A 17,158-nucleotide genomic window follows, 5' to 3' on the forward strand; every position below is an offset into this window, starting at 1 on the left:
AAAAAAAGCATGTTACAAGTATACCTTGTTCGCCACGGTGAAACGCAGTGGAACGCCGAGCGACGTATTCAGGGTCAGTCCGACAGCCCGCTGACCGCCCATGGTGAGCGCCAGGCCTGGCAGGTGGGCGAGCGCGCCAGAACGCTGGGGATCACCCATATTATTACCAGCGATCTGGGACGAACCCGCCGCACAGCAGAGATTATCGCCGAAGCCTGCGGTTGCAGCGTGATCGCCGATGCGCGCCTGCGCGAACTGGATATGGGGGTGCTGGAGAAGCGCCATATCGACTCGCTCAGCGAAGAAGAAGAAGGCTGGCGTCGCCAGCTGGTCAACGGCACACCGGACGGTCGTATTCCGCAGGGCGAATCGATGCAGGAGCTCAGCGAGCGTATGCATGCGGCGCTGGCATCCTGTCTGGAATTACCCGCCGGTAGCCGGCCGCTGCTGGTGAGTCATGGGATCGCGCTGGGCTGCCTGGTGAGCACGATATTAGGGCTGCCGGCGTACGCTGAGCGTCGTCTGCGGCTGCGCAACTGCTCTATTTCGCGCGTCGACTATCAGCAAAGCCCGTGGCTGGCTTCCGGCTGGGTGGTGGAAACGGCGGGCGACGTCTCGCATCTTGACGCCCCCGCAATGGACGAGCTGCAGCGTTAACGGCGGATCGGGATCAGATACTCGCAGCGCAACTGAATCGGCGTGGCCTGATCCCGGCTTTCATCTTCAGGGTAGAAGCGTTCAATATCCAGCCCCTTGCGACGCGTCAGGTTCAGCATCGGCATGCAGGTGCCGTAGACGGTCAGGATGAATTCCTGCAGACCGGTACCCAGCCCTTCATACGTAAACATGACATACTCGCCGCCTTCCAGGGTCACTGGATGGGCATGCTGCAGGTGGCCGTTAGCCATCTCCGGCGTCAGCGCGGTGGTATAGAATACTTCCTGCTCATCGTCTTTTTCCAGGCTCGGACGCGGCTCATGCAGCCCGTAGAGCACCGGGGGGATTGACGGTGAGTTGCCGAGGAAGTCTCGCCAGAACTGGACCCGCATCTGGTTACGAAAATCGGAGATTTCCTCGAGCTTACAGGTATAGCTCTGGGTCACGCCAAGCAGCTGAGTAGGGGGCAGAGTGATAAACTCATGTTTCGGCAGGGTAAATTCGCCAAGACGCAGCGGCGGGCGCATACCGAACGAGCTCCAGTCCGGCGAGCGGCGGTAGAGCGCCGGCGTCAGCGAGAATTGCTTCTTAAACGCTCGGGTGAAGGTCTGCTGGGAGTCGAAACGGTACTGCAGCGCAATATCAAGGATTGGACGGGCGGTCAGGCGTAATGCGACAGCAGATTTCGACAAGCGGCGCGCGCGAATATAGGCACCGATGGCATGGCCGGTGACATCCTTAAACATTCGCTGCAAATGCCACTTGGAATAACCTGCCTTCGCCGCCACATTATCCAGAGAAAGCGGCTGATCCAGGTGACCTTCCAGCCAGCTAAGGAGATCGCGAATAATCCCTGCTTGATCCATAAAATGTCCCCATCCTTAAACACAGGTGCCTGATATTAAAGTAGCGGATAATAGCATTTTTTGATGTTTTAGCATTCAGTGTTTTTTTTGCTTTTAAATGCGGTAGGTCAGGGGATTTGAACGATAATTTTGTAAAGCTGTGATCTATAAACCTTTTCTGCTAAGTGCGTGATAATCACTCAGCTATATTTTTTAATAATGGTAACAATATGAAATACAAGAAGTTTGCGATGGGGCTGCTCCTGCTGGCCGGTAGCCAGCTGGCTCAGGCGGAGCAGATTGGTTCCGTGGATACGGTCTTCAAATGGTTAGGGCCGGATCACAAAATCGTCGTCGAAGCCTTTGACGATCCGGATGTACAGAACGTGACCTGCTATATCAGCCGGGCGAAAACCGGTGGCATCAAAGGCGGGCTGGGGCTGGCGGAAGATACCTCTGACGCGGCGATTTCCTGCCAGCAGGTCGGGCCGATTGAGCTAACGGACAAAATCAAAAACGGTAAAAGCCAGGGCGACGTGGTGTTCCAGAAGCGCACCTCGCTGGTGTTTAAAAAACTCCAGGTCGTGCGTTTCTATGATGCGAAGCGCAATGCGCTGGTCTATCTGACCTACTCGGATAAAGTGGTTGATGGCTCGCCGAAGAACGCCATCAGCGCCGTGCCGATCATGCCATGGAATAAATAAACGGGAGCGCGCATGCAGCAGCCACGGATTTGGTTAGTTGAGGATGAACAGAGTATCGCTGATACCCTGGTTTACATGCTGCAGCAGGAGGGCTTCCAGGTCAGCGTCTTTGGCCGCGGTTTGCCCGCGCTGGAGGCGGCGGCGCATCAGGCGCCAGATGTCGCCATCCTCGACGTCGGCTTGCCGGATATCAGCGGCTTCGAGCTCTGTCGGCGTCTGCTGACGCGTTATCCGGCGCTGCCGGTGCTGTTTTTGACGGCGCGTAGCGACGAGGTCGATAAGCTGCTGGGGCTGGAAATCGGCGCTGACGATTACATCGCCAAGCCGTTTTCACCACGCGAAGTCTGCGCGCGGGTGCGAACCGTGCTGCGGCGGCTGCAGAAGTTTGCCGCGCCATCGCCGGTGGTACGCGTCGGCGAGTTTGTGCTCGATGAGCAGGCGGCGGCGATCAGCTGGTTCGGCCAGCCGCTGAATCTGACGCGCTACGAATTTCTGCTGCTGAAAACCCTGCTTCACGCGCCCGGTCGCGTCTTCTCCCGTCAGCAGCTGATGGAGCTGGTGTGGATCGATGCCTGGGAAAGCCTCGACCGTACCGTCGATACCCATATCAAAACCCTGCGCGCTAAGCTGCGGGCTGTGAATCCTGAAAAGGCGCCAATCAATACCCATCGCGGTATGGGCTACAGCCTGGGGCGCGGCTGATGCGCATCGGCATGCGCCTGCTGCTGGGCTATTTTCTTATCGTCGCGATCGCCGCGTGGTTTGTGCTGTCGATCTTTGTCCAGGAAGTGAAGCCGGGCGTGCGCCGGGCGACAGAGGGGACCCTCAATGATACCGCTACCCTGTTGGCGGCGCTGGCGCGTGAGGATCTGCTGGCGGCAAACCCGCAGCAGGGCAGGCTGGCGCAGGCCTTTCACCAGCTCAACCAGCAGCCGCTCAACGCCAATATTGGCGGAATTAAAAAGGTACGTAATGAGTACCGCGTCTATCTGACCGATGCCCGGGGCAAGGTGGTGTTTGACTCCAGCGGGCAGGCGACAGGGCAGGACTATTCGCGCTGGAACGATGTCTGGCTCACCCTGCGCGGCCAGTACGGCGCGCGCAGTACGCGCAGCGATCCGCATGATGAAGCCAGCTCGGTGATGTATATCGCCGCGCCGGTGATGGATAAGGGGCGGATTATCGGCGTGCTGAGCGTCGGTAAACCCAACCTGGCGATGACGCCGGTCATTAAGCGCAGCGAGCGGCGGATCCTCTGGGCCGGCGGCGCCCTGCTGGGCATTGCGCTGTTGATTGGCGGCGGCGTCGTCTGGTGGATCAATTTCTCTATCGGCAAGCTGGTGCGCTATGCGGACTCGGTGACCGCTGAGCGCCCGCTGCCGCTGCCGGAGGTTGGCAGCAGCGAATTGCGCAAGCTGGCCCAGGCTCTGGAGAGCATGCGGGTAAAGCTCGAAGGTAAGAATGCCATCGAAAACTATGTCTATGACCTGACCCATGAACTGAAAAGCCCGCTGGCGGCCATCCGCGGCGCGGCGGAGATCCTGCGCGAAGGGCCGCCACCTGAGGTGGCGGCGCGGTTTACTGATAATATCCTCGCGCAAAACACCCGGATGCAACTGCTGGTGGAGCGGCTGCTCCAGCAGGCGAGACTGGAAAGCCGGCTGGAGATAAAGCAGCATCCGGTGTCGATAGATGCGCTATACCAACGGCTGACGGAGGAGCGCAACATCGCTCTGGCGGCGAAAGCTATCACCCTGCGCTGGCGGGAGAGTGGGATGCTGGTCAATGGCGATGGCGAGCTGCTGGCCCAGGCGCTGGGTAATCTGCTCGACAACGCGATTGACTTTACCCCCCAGGGCGGTGAGATCGCCCTGGCTGCGGAGAAGCGAAATGAAGAGGTGCAATTGAGCGTTATCGACAACGGGTGCGGTATTCCGGACTATGCCCTGGAACGAATCTTTGAGCGATTCTATTCGCTGCCGCGCGAAGACGGCCATAAGAGCAGCGGCCTTGGGCTGGCGTTCGTTCGTGAAGTCGCGCGCCTGCATCACGGCGATATCAATCTGCACAATCGGCCCGAAGGCGGCGTGGTCGCCACGCTGCGACTTCACCGTCCCTTCACATAGCTTCAAATTCTCCCCACACAGCCGTCCTATTGTGAGGCCATCACGATAGGGAGAAAGGCTATGTTGAAATCACCGTTATTCTGGAAAATCACCACGTTAATAGGCTGTATTGTGCTGCTATCTTTGCCGTTAATGATGGTCAGGGAGCTTATTAATGAGCGAGCGGATTATCGTAGCGAAGTGGTGGACGCCATTGAGCAAAGCACCAGCGGCTCGCAAAAACTCGCCGGACCGCTGATCGCTATTCCGATAACCGAGACCCTGACCCGCATGGAGAACCAAAAAGAGGTCAACTATCAGCGGAGCTGGGTGTATTACTGGCTGCCGGAGTCGCTGGCGGTCACCGGCAAACAGACCGTGGAGTCGAGGAGGGTGGGCATCTACAGCGGCCAGGTCTGGCATAACGCCTTGCAGATTAAGGCCTCGTTTGATCCGCTGCGTCTGGCGGCGCTGAGAAAAACGAATATCGTCTTAGGCCAGCCGCGGCTGGTGGTGAGCGTCGGCGATGCCCGCGGCATTGGTGCCATCCATGCCCCGGAGGTCAACGGTAACGTATTAAGCGTGGAGCCGGGGCTGGGGATAAGCGGCGATGGCGCAGGTATTCATATGCCAATGCCTGCGCTGGCGGAGGACAACAAGCCGCTTGAGATTGCCTTTTCACTCGATCTGAACGGGACGGGAGAGTTTTCACTGGTGCCGCTCGGGCGTAACAGCGAGCTGCAGCTGACCAGTAACTGGCCGCATCCCGGTTTTCTCGGCAGCTTCCTGCCAACTCAACGGGAAGTGAGTGCTGCCGGCTATCGCGCCCACTGGCAAAGCAGCTGGTTCGCCAACGATATGGGGAGCTATTTCAAGGATGATATGGAGATCCCGTGGTCGCGACTGCCGGCGTTCAGTGCCGATGTGATGTCCCTTGCCGACCAGTACCAGCTAACCGATCGGGCGACAAAATATGCCATCCTGTTAATCGGGCTGACCTTTATGGCTTTTTTCGTGTTCGAGAGCCTGACCCGTCGTCCCCTGCATCCGATGCAATATCTGCTGGTGGGCTTATCGCTGGTGCTGTTTTACCTGGTGCTGCTGGCGCTCTCAGAGCACATTGGTTTTACCGCCGCCTGGCTGGCGGCCAGCCTGTCTGGCGCGGTGATGAATGGGATCTACCTTCAGGCAGTGCTCAGAGGATGGCGTAACAGCCTGCTGTTTGTCGCCGCGCTACTGCTGCTGGATGGCGTGATGTGGTTTCTGTTGCATTCTGAGGATAGCGCGCTGCTGCTGGGTACCGGGGTGCTGGCGCTGGCGCTGAGCGTCCTGATGTTTTTGACCCGTCGCGTGGACTGGTATGCGTTATCGCTGCCGAAAGGCACAGTGCCTCCGACACCGGCTGCCGATGACGATAAGCTGCGTCTCTGGAAAGAGTGACGGCATAAAAAACGGCGCCCCTGGGGCGCCGTTTTCGCATCATGGCTGCGGAATAAATCGTATTATTCCTGCAGATCGCCACAGAAACGGTAGCCTTCACCGTGAATGGTAGCGATGATTTCCGGGGTATCCGGAGTGGATTCGAAGTGTTTACGAATCCGACGAATGGTCACGTCAACGGTACGGTCATGCGGCTTCAGCTCGCGACCGGTCATTTTCTTCAGCAGCTCGGCACGAGACTGAATTTTGCCCGGGTTTTCGCAGAAGTGCAGCATCGCGCGGAATTCACTGCGCGGCAGCTTGTACTGTTCGCCGTTCGGGCTAACCAGGGAACGGCTGTTGATATCGAGTTCCCAGCCGTTGAACTTGTAGCTTTCCACGCTGCGACGCTCTTCGCTCACGGTACCGAGGTTCATGGTACGGGAGAGCAGGTTGCGCGCGCGGATAGTCAGTTCACGCGGGTTAAACGGTTTAGTGATATAGTCGTCAGCGCCGATTTCGAGGCCAAGTATCTTATCCACTTCGTTGTCGCGGCCGGTTAAGAACATCAGCGCGACGTCTGCCTGCTCGCGCAGCTCGCGCGCCAGCAGAAGACCATTTTTACCCGGCAGGTTGATATCCATGATCACCAGGTTGATATCATTTTCAGACAGGATCTGATGCATTTCCGCGCCATCGGTCGCTTCGAATACATCGTAACCTTCTGCTTCGAAAATACTTTTTAACGTGTTGCGTGTTACCAACTCGTCTTCAACGATAAGAATGTGCGGGGTCTGCATGTTTGCTACCTAAATTGCCAACTAAATCGAAACAGGAAGTACCAAAGTCCCTGACCTGCCTGCTGCATGTCGCAAATTAACATGCGCGGCGTAACATGACTAAAGTACGTAATTGCGTTCTTGATGCACTTTCCATCAACGTCAACAACATCATTAGCTTGGTCGTGGGTACTTTCCCTCTGGACCCGACGGTGTCAAAAACGGCTGACATCCTAACCATTTTAACAGCAACATAACAGGCTAAGAGAGGCCGAACACCCAATAAAACTACGCTTCGTTGACATATATCAAGTTCAATTGTAGCACGTTAACAGTCTTGTGAAATCATTGCATCGCCATGCTCTTTATAGTCACAATCTTTACCCGGCTCAACTAGTTGCGTGGATAAATTAATAAATACAGTGAATCCAAAGCCTGAAACGATGCATCAGATGAAATTGCATTGCCCATCATATGGATAAATGGGTTCTGTTAACATACTCCTTGTCACGGCCTCCTGAGAACAGTTTAGATTTTTTTATGGGTAAGAAAACGCAATTTTAGTGATTTTTGTTGCAAATTTGTAAATTTTCACCGCGTAAAATGGGGGGCGCTGCGCCTCGATAACGCCTGAGAGAGAGAAAGAAACCGCAATGCGTTTAACGATTATTTTAGTCGGTCCTGCCCGGGCCGAGAACGTCGGCGCTGCCGCCAGGGCGATGAAAACCATGGGATTTCGCGAACTACGGATCGTCGATAGCGAAGCCCACCTGGCGCCTCCGGCACGCTGGGTGGCGCATGGCTCAGGCGACATCCTCGATGGTATCACCACCTATCCCACCCTTGCCGAGGCGCTGCATGACGTTGATTTTACCGTCGCCACCACCGCCCGCAGCCGCGCGCGTTTTCACTATTACGCCACGCCGCAGCAGCTGTTGCCGCTGCTGGAGGAGAAGGCGCAGTGGATGAACCATACTGCCCTGGTATTTGGTCGTGAGGACGCCGGATTGACCAATGAGGAGCTGGTGCTGGCTGATGTGTTGACCGGTGTGCCGATGGCTGCGGATTATCCGTCGCTGAATCTCGGCCAGTCGGTGATGGTCTACTGTTATCAATTAGCATCGCTAATGCAACAAACGGCGCCCGCCGCCGCTGCGGCAGACCATCATCAGCTGCAGGCCTTACGTACTCGTACCCTGGCGTTACTTTCGCGTTTGGGCGTGGAGGATGATGCCAAACTGGCCGACTGGTTGTCGCAACGGCTGGGCCTGCTGCAGCAGCGCGACACGGCAATGTTGCATCGTTTGCTGCATGATATTGAAAAAAACCTGCCAGAATAAAACTCTGTCATATTTTTTATTTATGGATGTGTATGCTGTTCTATGAGCTGGTTTTCCGCCGATCTGGATGTTTTTTCTCACGGCAGCGGGAAAATACGTAAGCCTGCTGAAATGGGGCAAATTGAGAAATTCATTGACTTAAGACGGCAGATACTTTAACCAATATAGGCAGGACATACAGACAGATAAAAATACAGAGTACACAACATCCATGAATCGCATCGGCATGATTACCACCATTATCACCACCACCATTACCACAGGTAACGGTGCGGGCTGACGCGTACAGGAAACACAGAAAAAAGCCCGCACCTGAACAGTGCGGGCTTTTTTTTTGACAAGAGATCAAGGGGTAAGAACCATGCGAGTGTTGAAGTTCGGCGGTACATCAGTGGCAAATGCGGAACGGTTTCTGCGGGTTGCCGATATTCTGGAGAGTAATGCCAGGCAGGGGCAGGTAGCGACGGTCCTGTCTGCCCCGGCGAAGATCACTAACCACCTGGTAGCAATGATTGAAAAGACCATTGGCGGCCAGGATGCCCTCCCCAATATTGCCGACGCCGAACGCATTTTTGCCGAACTTCTTCAGGGCCTTGCCGACGCCCAGCCCGCTTTCCCGCTTGCCCAGTTAAAAGCCTTCGTGGAGCAGGAATTTGCTCAGATTAAGCATGTTCTGCACGGCATCAGCCTGCTGGGTCAGTGCCCGGACAGCGTCAATGCCGCGCTGATCTGCCGCGGCGAAAAGCTCTCCATCGCCATCATGGCGGGTCTGCTGGAAGCCCGTGGACATAAAGTCAGTGTCATTAACCCGGTCGAAAAACTGCTTGCCGTGGGCCACTATCTGGAATCCACCGTCGATATCGCCGAATCCACCCGCCGCATTGCCGCCAGCCAGATCCCGGCAGACCATATGATCCTGATGGCCGGGTTTACCGCCGGCAATGAGAAAGGCGAGCTGGTGGTGCTGGGGCGTAACGGCTCCGACTACTCGGCTGCGGTACTGGCCGCCTGCCTGCGCGCTGACTGCTGCGAAATCTGGACCGATGTCGACGGAGTGTACACCTGCGATCCGCGTCAGGTGCCGGATGCGCGCCTGCTGAAATCGATGTCTTATCAGGAGGCGATGGAGCTCTCCTACTTTGGCGCGAAAGTGCTGCACCCGCGCACCATTGCCCCTATCGCCCAGTTCCAAATCCCATGCCTGATTAAAAATACCGGCAACCCGCAGGCGCCGGGAACGCTTATCGGCGCCAGCCGCGACGAGGACGATTTGCCGGTGAAAGGCATCTCTAACCTCAACAACATGGCGATGTTCAACGTCTCCGGGCCGGGGATGAAAGGGATGGTCGGCATGGCGGCCCGCGTCTTCGCCACCATGTCCCGCGCCGGCATCTCGGTGGTGTTGATCACTCAATCTTCTTCGGAGTACAGCATCAGTTTCTGCGTGCCGCAGAGCGACTGCGCACGTGCCAAACGGGCGATGGAAGATGAGTTTTATCTGGAGCTGAAAGAGGGGCTGCTGGAGCCGCTGGCGATTATGGAGCGTCTGGCGATCATCTCCGTGGTGGGCGACGGAATGCGTACCCTGCGCGGTATCTCGGCGAAATTCTTTGCGGCGCTGGCCCGCGCCAATATCAATATCGTGGCGATTGCCCAGGGCTCTTCCGAGCGCTCAATTTCGGTAGTGGTCAGCAATGACGACGCCACCACCGGCGTGCGCGTGACCCATCAGATGCTGTTCAACACCGACCAGGTGATTGAAGTGTTTGTCATCGGCGTCGGCGGCGTCGGCGGCGCGCTGCTAGAGCAGATCAAGCGCCAGCAGGGGTGGCTGAAGAACAAACATATCGATCTGCGCGTCTGCGGTGTAGCCAATTCTCAGGCGCTGCTGACCAGCGTGCATGGCCTGAATCTGGAAAACTGGAGTGCGGAACTGGCGGAGGCGAAAGAGCCGTTTAATCTTGGCCGCCTGATCCGCCTGGTGAAAGAGTACCACCTGCTCAATCCGGTGATCGTAGACTGTACCTCCAGCCAGGCGGTCGCCGATCAGTATGCCGACTTCCTGCGCGAAGGTTTCCATGTGGTGACGCCGAACAAAAAGGCCAATACCTCTTCGCTGGATTACTATCACCAGCTGCGCCATGCGGCCAGCAGCTCGCGGCGTAAGTTCCTCTATGACACTAACGTTGGCGCGGGCCTGCCGGTGATTGAGAACCTGCAGAACCTGCTCAACGCCGGCGATGAGCTGCGCCACTTCTCCGGGATCCTGTCCGGCTCCCTGTCGTTTATCTTCGGCAAGCTGGACGAGGGGGTGAGTTTCTCCGCGGCGACGGCGATGGCCCGTGAGATGGGGTATACCGAGCCGGATCCGCGCGACGATTTATCCGGGGTGGATGTGGCGCGTAAACTGCTGATTCTGGCCCGTGAGACCGGGCGTGAACTGGAGCTGGCGGACATTATCGTCGAGTCGGCGCTGCCGCCGGACTTCGACGCCAGCGGCGATGTCGAGACCTTTATGGCCCGCCTGCCGTCGCTGGACGATGGTTTTGCCTCGCGGGTTGCTAAGGCGCGCGATGAAGGTAAAGTCTTGCGCTACGTCGGTAACATCGAAGAGGATGGTACCTGCCGGGTAAAAATAGCCGCGGTTGACGGCAACGATCCGCTGTTCAAAGTTAAGAATGGTGAGAACGCGCTGGCTTTTTATAGCCATTATTATCAGCCATTGCCGCTGGTGCTGCGCGGCTATGGCGCCGGGAACGACGTCACGGCGGCCGGCGTATTCGCCGACCTGCTGCGCACCCTGTCCTGGAAGTTAGGAGTTTAAGATGGTCAAAGTATATGCCCCGGCTTCCAGTGCCAATATGAGCGTCGGGTTTGATGTGTTGGGCGCGGCGGTCACGCCGGTCGATGGCACGCTGCTTGGCGACAACGTCACTGTCGAAGCGGCGGAGCAATTTAGCCTGCAGAATCTTGGACGCTTCGCCAGCAAACTGCCGACGGCGCCGCAGGAGAACATTGTTTACCAGTGCTGGGAAAGCTTTTGCCGGGAGATCGGCAAGACGGTGCCGGTGGCGATGACGCTGGAAAAAAACATGCCGATTGGCTCCGGGCTGGGTTCCAGCGCCTGCTCGGTGGTCGCTGCGCTGGTGGCCATGAACGAGTTCTGCGGCAAGCCGCTGAACGAGACGCGCATGCTGGCGCTGATGGGAGAGATGGAAGGGCGTATCTCCGGCAGCATTCACTACGACAACGTGGCGCCGTGCTATCTTGGCGGCATGCAGTTGATGATCGAAGAGAATGGGATTATCAGTCAGCAGGTGCCCGGGTTTGATGAGTGGCTGTGGGTGCTGGCCTATCCGGGGATTAAAGTCTCTACTGCTGAAGCGCGGGCGATTCTGCCGGCGCAGTATCGCCGCCAGGATTGTATCGCCCATGGTCGCCACCTCGCGGGCTTTATTCACGCCTGCTACACCCGCCAGCCGCAGCTGGCGGCAAAATTGATGAAAGATGTGATTGCCGAACCGTACCGAACCAAACTGCTGCCGGGCTTTAGCGAAGCGCGTCAGGCGGCCATGGAGATGGGCGCCCAGGCTTGCGGCATCTCCGGCTCTGGCCCAACGCTGTTCGCGTTGTGTGATAAACCGGATACCGCACAGCGCGTCGCCGACTGGCTTGGCGCGCACTATCTGCAGAATCAGGAAGGCTTTGTTCATATTTGCCGGCTGGACACGGCGGGCGCACGCGTAGTGGGATAACCAATGAAACTGTATAACTTAAAAGATCATAACGAGCAGGTCAGCTTTGCGCAGGCCGTCACCCAGGGACTTGGCAAGCATCAGGGCCTGTTCTTTCCGCACGATCTGCCGGAATTCAGCCTGACTGAAATCGACGACATGCTGGCGCAGGACTTTGTCACCCGTAGCGCCAAAATTCTATCCGCCTTTATCGGCGATGAGATCCCGCAGGATGTCCTGCAGCAGCGGGTGCGCGCGGCGTTTGCGTTTCCGGCGCCGGTAAGCAAGGTTCAGGAAGATGTCGGCTGTCTGGAGCTGTTCCATGGCCCTACGCTGGCGTTCAAGGATTTCGGCGGCCGCTTTATGGCGCAGATGCTGACCCACATCGCAGGCGATAAGCCGGTCACCATCCTCACCGCGACCTCTGGCGACACCGGGGCGGCGGTGGCGCATGCTTTCTACGGCCTGCCGAACGTCAAGGTAGTGATCCTCTATCCGCGCGGCAAGATCAGTCCGCTGCAGGAGAAGCTGTTCTGTACCCTCGGCGGCAATATTGAAACCGTGGCGATTGATGGCGACTTTGATGCCTGCCAGGCGCTGGTGAAGCAGGCGTTTGACGATGAAGAGCTGAAGGCGACGCTGGGTCTCAACTCGGCTAACTCCATCAACATCAGCCGCCTGCTGGCGCAGATCTGTTACTACTTCGAAGCGGCGGCGCAGCTGCCGCAGGAAGCCCGCAATCAGCTGGTGATTTCCGTGCCGAGCGGCAACTTCGGCGATCTGACCGCCGGTCTGCTGGCCAAGTCGCTGGGGCTGCCGATCAAGCGCTTTATCGCCGCCACCAACGCCAACGACACCGTTCCGCGCTATCTGCAGGGCGGCGAGTGGGCGCCAAAAGCCACCCAGGCGACGCTGTCCAACGCCATGGACGTCAGCCAGCCGAACAACTGGCCGCGCGTTGAAGAGCTGTTCCGCCGTAAAATCTGGCGTCTCAGCGAGCTGGGCTATGCCGCGGTCGATGATGAGACCACCAAAGCAGCGATGCGCGAGCTGAAGGCCATCGGCTACATCTCTGAACCGCATGCGGCGATTGCCTGGCGCGCGCTGCGCGATCAGCTGCAGCCGGGAGAGTACGGCCTGTTCCTCGGCACCGCCCATCCGGCGAAGTTCAAAGAGAGCGTGGAGGAGATCCTGCAGGAGACTCTGCCGCTGCCGAAGGAGCTGGCCGACCGCGCCGACCTGCCGCTGCTGTCTCACAACCTGCCGGCGGATTTCGCCGCGCTGCGTAAGCTGATGATGGGCTAAGCCAGGCAATAATATCGGCAACATGATCGACCAAACCGGGCAGCTATTGCCCGGTTTTTATATTTAACGCACTTTTCCATATCAGTAAAATTTCTCTCCATAAAATTCCCCACACTATTGTATTGTCAGCGCACTGCTTTTATTGCAAACTCTTTTACGGATTGTCATCTTTGCCGGATAATTCCACTGGATTATCTTTTTTATTTATTATTTCATGCTGCTTATATTTATGCTGCTGATTTTATTATGAAGCAGCTATAGATATCATTTGATATAGATGCATTGTTAATGCACAAGGTTTTCAAGGAGGAAACATGCGTATTTTATCTCTTTTTTTGGTGGTGTTCGCTTTAACAGGCTGCTCCGGGACAACGATTGGCGGTAATGAAGATAAATTAACGCCAGCCTATCTGAAACAACATCTCATTGTCGGAAAAACCACCAAGGCCGAGGTTCGTCAGTATTTTGGTGCCCCGGATTCTGGTCATACGACGGTGACGGCGTCGGGTAAAGAGAGCTGGTATTATTCAGTAGATAAAGGGATCAACCTGGTCAGCCTCGCGGGTTCCATGATCCCGGTAACCGGGGCATCGCAAGCTGCCGATGCGGTCGATAAGTCCAGCCAAAAAGATTCGAACTCGCTGATGATTTTCTTCGATGAAAAAGGCGTGGTGGAAAACTGGGTGCGTTAAAATAAGTAATAATCTGCTTAATTATATTGAAAAGGGGAATAACTCCCCTTTTTTATTACCGTAACGTGTTACTGCTCGTGGCGTTTAAACACCAGTTCGCCTTTCTCTGAGGCATCCGCATCAAAGAAATAGCCTTCGCTATTAAAGGCTTTGAGCTGCTCCGGCTGGGTTAAGCGGTTTTCAATAATGTAGCGACTCATCAGGCCGCGGGCTTTCTTCGCATAAAAACTGATCACTTTGAATTTGCCGTTCTTCTCATCGAGGAATACCGGCTTGATCAGCTGACCCTGCAATTTTGGCGTTTTCACCGATTTAAAATATTCATCGGAAGCCAGGTTGATGACGATATCGTCGCCCTGGTCGCGCAGCGCCTGATTCAGCTTCTCGGTAATGGTATCCCCCCAGAACTGGTACAGATCTTTGCCGCGCGGATTTTCCAGACGGATCCCCATCTCCAGGCGGTAGGGCTGCATCAGGTCTAACGGGCGCAGCACGCCATACAGCCCGGAGAGCATGCGCAGGTGTTGCTGGGCGAAGTCAAAGTCGTCCTCGGTGAGCGTCTCTGCCTGCAGGCCAGTGTAGACATCGCCTTTAAAGGCGAGGATCGCCTGGCGGGCATTTTGCGGCGTAAAGTCAGGGTGCCAGTCGTGGAAGCGGGTGGCGTTTAGATCCGCCAGCTTGTCGCTAATGCTCATCAGCTTGCCGATTTGCGGCGCGGTCAGCTTACGGGCGATGCCGATAAGCTGCTGAGAATACTCGAGGAGTTCGGGCTGGGTATAGCGAGTCGTTGCCAGCGGGCTTTGATAATCGAGCGTTTTAGCAGGTGAAATCAGAATCAGCATATCCAGTCCTTGCAGGTAATTTCGACGAATTTTAACAAAAAAAGTGCATGGTGGGATCGATAGCTGCAATTGCCGCGCTATTCGCGCGGCAATTCATTCCAGGCGCCCGGGGCCAGCTGTTGGTCAATATCCGGGTAACGAGTGGCATCGAAAGTCGGCTGGATACCCAGCCGCCGCTGACGCAGATAATCGCTGGCGATAATCCGCACCGTCGGGGAGAGCAACAGAATGGCCGTCAGGTTGGTCATCGCCATCAGCGCCATGATGATATCCGCGCTCTGCCAGACGACAGGCAGGCTAACCATGGTCCCCAACAGCACCATCAGGACGGTGAGTATTCGCAGCCCCCAGATATAGCGCGGCTTATCCAGGCGCAGGAAGACCAGATTATTTTCCGCGTACACGTAATTGGCTACGATAGAGCTAAAGGCGAACAGCAGCACGATGAGGGCGATAAAACCCGCTCCCCAGCCGCCGACCAGCACGCTCATCGCGTGTTGCAAGTCCTGAATACCGTTGAGCGTATATTCATTGTCGGGCCGCGGCGCCAGCATGACGATAATCGCGCTTGCGGTACAGATCACGATAGTATCGATAAACACGCCAATCATCTGCACGATCCCCTGCGCCGCCGGGTGCGGCGGCCAGGAGGCGGCGGCCGCGGCGGCGTTAGGCGAAGAGCCCATCCCTGCTTCATTGGAGAACATGCCGCGCTGGAAGCCGCTGGTCAGCGCCTGGCTGATGGTGTAGCCCACCGCGCCGGCGGCGGCCTCCTGCCAGCCGAAGGCGCAGCGAAAGATGGTGGCGAAAATCGTCGGCAGGGCGGTGATGTGCCACAGGCCGATGAGCAGGCTGGTGGCGATCCACAACAGCGCCATAAAGGGAACGATCCATTGCATCAGACGCGCCACGCCGCGTAAACCACGGAGGATCGCCAGCAAAACGACAACGGCCAGCACGCCGCCGCTGACCGCCGCCGGCAGATCGAACGCATAGCGCAAGGCATGGGCCACGGAGTTAGCCTGCACGGTATTGAAGATAAAACCATAGGCCAGCAGGAGGAGGATCGAAAACAGGACGCCCATCCAACGCATGCCGAGCCCGCGCGCCATGTACCAGGCAGGGCCACCGCGAAACTGTCCGCGGCTATCGCGTTCTTTATACAGCTGAGCAAGGGAACATTCAGCAAAGCTGCTGGCCATGCCGAGCAGGGCGGAAACCCACATCCAGAATACGGCGCCGGGCCCACCGGCGGCGATCGCCAGCGTCACCCCGGCAAGATTGCCGCTGCCGACCCGGGCGGCAAGGCTGGTACAGAGCGCCTGAAAGGACGTTAAACCACCCGGCTGCGGGTGCAGGCTTTTTTTTAGACTGCGGCCGAATTTGCGCACGTAACGAAACTGAATACCCCGGGTTTGCCAGCTAAACCAGATACCGGCGCCCAGTAGCAGATAAATCATCACTGAGCCCCAGAGTATTTCATTGATAAATGAGAGAAAATCAGGCATTAAACATCCTCTTGTCCATGCCGGTACGCCAGTGTAAGCGTTACCAATTAAGTGACAATCCTTTCGCTTTCAGCAAATTAATCTGCATAGTTTATCACACTCTGCGCTCTTCTCTCGTCGGCGGTTGCGCTGACCCGGCAGCGTGTTATCATCTGGGCAGACCGGTTACATCCCCTTAACTGCTGTTTAAGAGAAATATATCATGACGGATAAATTAACTTCTCTGCGTCAGTACACCACTGTCGTCGCTGACACCGGAGATATTGCGGCAATGAAGCTGTATCAGCCTCAGGATGCCACCACTAACCCTTCCCTGATTCTCGGCGCGGCTCAGATCCCTGAGTACCGTAAGCTGATTGACGACGCTGTCGCCTGGGCTCGTAGCCAGAGCAGCGATCGCGCGCAGCAGATCCTCGATGCTTCCGATAAGCTGGCGGTGAACATCGGTCTCGAAATTCTGAAACTGATCCCGGGCCGTATCTCCACCGAAGTGGACGCACGTCTCTCCTATGACACCGAAGCGTCTATCGCGAAAGCCAAGCGCATCATCAAGCTGTACAACGACGCGGGCATCAGCAACGATCGCATTCTGATCAAACTGGCCTCCACCTGGCAGGGCATTCGCGCCGCTGAACAGCTGGAAAAAGAAGGCATTAACTGTAACCTGACGCTGCTGTTCTCCTTCGCTCAGGCTCGCGCTTGCGCCGAAGCGGGCGTCTTCCTGATTTCGCCGTTCGTTGGCCGTATCCTCGACTGGTACAAAGCCAACACCGACAAGAAAGAGTACGCACCGGCAGAAGATCCGGGCGTGGTTTCCGTCAGCGAAATCTACGAGTATTACAAGCAGCACGGCTATGAAACCGTCGTGATGGGCGCAAGCTTCCGTAACGTTGGCGAAATTCTGGAACTGGCTGGCTGTGACCGCCTGACCATCGCCCCGGCGCTGCTGAAAGAGCTGTCCGAAAGCGAAGGCGCTGTTGAGCGTAAGCTGGTATATACCGGTGAAGTGAAAGCGCGTCCGGAGCGTATTACCGAATCTGAGTTCCTGTGGCAGCATAACCAGGATCCGATGGCGGTAGACAAACTGGCGGAAGGTATCCGTAAGTTTGCGATCGACCAGGAAAAACTGGAAAAAATGATCGACGAACTGCTGTAATCGCGCAGGTGGCCGACGCCCGTCGGCCACATTACACTGTCTGTCCCGCCTCCGGCAGTGTATCATTTCGTT

The 17,158-nt window shown here is 56.7% G+C and carries 17 protein-coding genes and 1 other annotated feature; of the genes, 13 read left to right on the forward strand and 4 right to left on the reverse strand.

Features of this window, described 5'->3' with window-relative positions; translation table 11 throughout:
* Positions 1-9: 9 nt before the first annotated feature.
* Entirely contained in the window at positions 10-657 is a 648-nt protein-coding gene (gene gpmB, locus KHQ26_RS09405; protein WP_002887811.1) for a 2,3-diphosphoglycerate-dependent phosphoglycerate mutase GpmB, read from the forward strand.
* Here the strand turns inward: gpmB and robA are convergent.
* Positions 654-1,523 carry an MDR efflux pump AcrAB transcriptional activator RobA gene (gene robA, locus KHQ26_RS09410; protein ID WP_002887812.1) on the reverse strand — a complete coding sequence of 290 codons (870 nt, stop codon included), beginning with the start codon at positions 1,521-1,523 and terminating at the stop codon, positions 654-656. The two genes, gpmB and robA, sit on opposite strands and share 4 nt — an antisense overlap.
* 209 nt (positions 1,524-1,732) lie before the next feature.
* Here robA and creA point away from each other — a divergent pair, with 209 nt between their 5' ends.
* From creA to creD, 4 genes are read left to right on the forward strand one after another with little or no spacing between them, the layout of a single operon-like run.
* Positions 1,733-2,206 carry a protein CreA gene (gene creA, locus KHQ26_RS09415; protein WP_002887814.1) on the forward strand — a complete coding sequence of 158 codons (474 nt, stop codon included), beginning with the start codon at positions 1,733-1,735 and terminating at the stop codon, positions 2,204-2,206.
* 12 nt (positions 2,207-2,218) lie between these two features.
* Positions 2,219-2,908 carry a two-component system response regulator CreB gene (gene creB, locus KHQ26_RS09420; RefSeq protein WP_002887820.1) on the forward strand — a complete coding sequence of 230 codons (690 nt, stop codon included), beginning with the start codon at positions 2,219-2,221 and terminating at the stop codon, positions 2,906-2,908.
* The gene (gene creC / locus KHQ26_RS09425) at positions 2,908-4,332 is read left to right on the forward strand and encodes a two-component system sensor histidine kinase CreC (protein WP_002887823.1); all 1,425 of its coding nucleotides are present in this window, start codon (positions 2,908-2,910) and stop codon (positions 4,330-4,332) included. The genes creB and creC overlap by 1 nt, the downstream gene beginning before the upstream one ends.
* Positions 4,333-4,392: 60 nt before the next feature.
* On the forward strand, positions 4,393-5,751 hold the full coding sequence (gene creD, locus KHQ26_RS09430; RefSeq protein WP_004182878.1) for a cell envelope integrity protein CreD: 1,359 nt from the start codon (positions 4,393-4,395) through the stop codon (positions 5,749-5,751).
* A gap of 62 nt (positions 5,752-5,813) precedes the next feature.
* Here creD and arcA read toward each other — a convergent pair whose 3' ends face one another.
* Entirely contained in the window at positions 5,814-6,530 is a 717-nt protein-coding gene (gene arcA / locus KHQ26_RS09435) for a two-component system response regulator ArcA (protein WP_002887843.1), read from the reverse strand.
* Between the two features lie 95 nt (positions 6,531-6,625).
* Here arcA and yjjY point away from each other — a divergent pair, with 95 nt between their 5' ends.
* The 7 genes from yjjY (at position 6,626) to KHQ26_RS09470 (ending at position 13,580) form a co-directional block, all read left to right on the forward strand.
* Positions 6,626-6,766 carry a protein YjjY gene (yjjY, locus tag KHQ26_RS09440; RefSeq protein ID WP_004146984.1) on the forward strand — a complete coding sequence of 47 codons (141 nt, stop codon included), beginning with the start codon at positions 6,626-6,628 and terminating at the stop codon, positions 6,764-6,766.
* Between the two features lie 396 nt (positions 6,767-7,162).
* Positions 7,163-7,849, forward strand: a complete 687-nt coding sequence (locus KHQ26_RS09445) for a tRNA/rRNA methyltransferase (RefSeq protein ID WP_020805146.1) — start codon at positions 7,163-7,165, stop codon at positions 7,847-7,849.
* A 211-nt stretch (positions 7,850-8,060) separates the two neighbouring features.
* Positions 8,061-8,129, forward strand: coding sequence for a thr operon leader peptide (gene thrL / locus KHQ26_RS09450; protein WP_004222578.1), 69 nt, complete (start codon positions 8,061-8,063; stop codon positions 8,127-8,129).
* Positions 8,068-8,185, forward strand: a sequence feature (Thr leader region). It overlaps the preceding gene by 62 nt.
* Positions 8,186-8,210: 25 nt before the next feature.
* Positions 8,211-10,673 carry a bifunctional aspartate kinase/homoserine dehydrogenase I gene (gene thrA, locus KHQ26_RS09455; protein ID WP_002887848.1) on the forward strand — a complete coding sequence of 821 codons (2,463 nt, stop codon included), beginning with the start codon at positions 8,211-8,213 and terminating at the stop codon, positions 10,671-10,673.
* A gap of 1 nt (position 10,674) precedes the next feature.
* Positions 10,675-11,604: a homoserine kinase gene (gene thrB, locus KHQ26_RS09460; RefSeq protein WP_002887853.1), complete on the forward strand. Its 930-nt coding sequence runs from the start codon at positions 10,675-10,677 to the stop codon at positions 11,602-11,604.
* Positions 11,605-11,607: 3 nt separating this feature from the next.
* On the forward strand, positions 11,608-12,888 hold the full coding sequence (gene thrC, locus KHQ26_RS09465) for a threonine synthase (protein WP_002887863.1): 1,281 nt from the start codon (positions 11,608-11,610) through the stop codon (positions 12,886-12,888).
* Between the two features lie 314 nt (positions 12,889-13,202).
* Positions 13,203-13,580, forward strand: a complete 378-nt coding sequence (locus KHQ26_RS09470) for a hypothetical protein (protein ID WP_002887866.1) — start codon at positions 13,203-13,205, stop codon at positions 13,578-13,580.
* Between the two features lie 68 nt (positions 13,581-13,648).
* Here the strand turns inward: KHQ26_RS09470 and yaaA are convergent, their stop codons facing one another.
* Positions 13,649-14,422 carry a peroxide stress protein YaaA gene (gene yaaA / locus KHQ26_RS09475; protein WP_004178561.1) on the reverse strand — a complete coding sequence of 258 codons (774 nt, stop codon included), beginning with the start codon at positions 14,420-14,422 and terminating at the stop codon, positions 13,649-13,651.
* 77 nt (positions 14,423-14,499) lie between these two features.
* Positions 14,500-15,930 carry an alanine/glycine:cation symporter family protein gene (locus KHQ26_RS09480; protein WP_002887871.1) on the reverse strand — a complete coding sequence of 477 codons (1,431 nt, stop codon included), beginning with the start codon at positions 15,928-15,930 and terminating at the stop codon, positions 14,500-14,502.
* Between the two features lie 202 nt (positions 15,931-16,132).
* On the opposite strand from KHQ26_RS09480, the gene tal reads away from it, so the two are divergent.
* Positions 16,133-17,086 (forward strand): transaldolase, encoded by a 954-nt coding sequence (tal, locus tag KHQ26_RS09485; RefSeq protein ID WP_002887897.1) that lies wholly within the window; start codon positions 16,133-16,135, stop codon positions 17,084-17,086.
* The last annotated feature ends 72 nt before the right edge of the window (positions 17,087-17,158 follow it).

The sequence above is a fragment of the Klebsiella sp. 10 genome, assembly GCF_018223925.1.
Taxonomy (GTDB): domain Bacteria; phylum Pseudomonadota; class Gammaproteobacteria; order Enterobacterales; family Enterobacteriaceae; genus Klebsiella; species Klebsiella pneumoniae.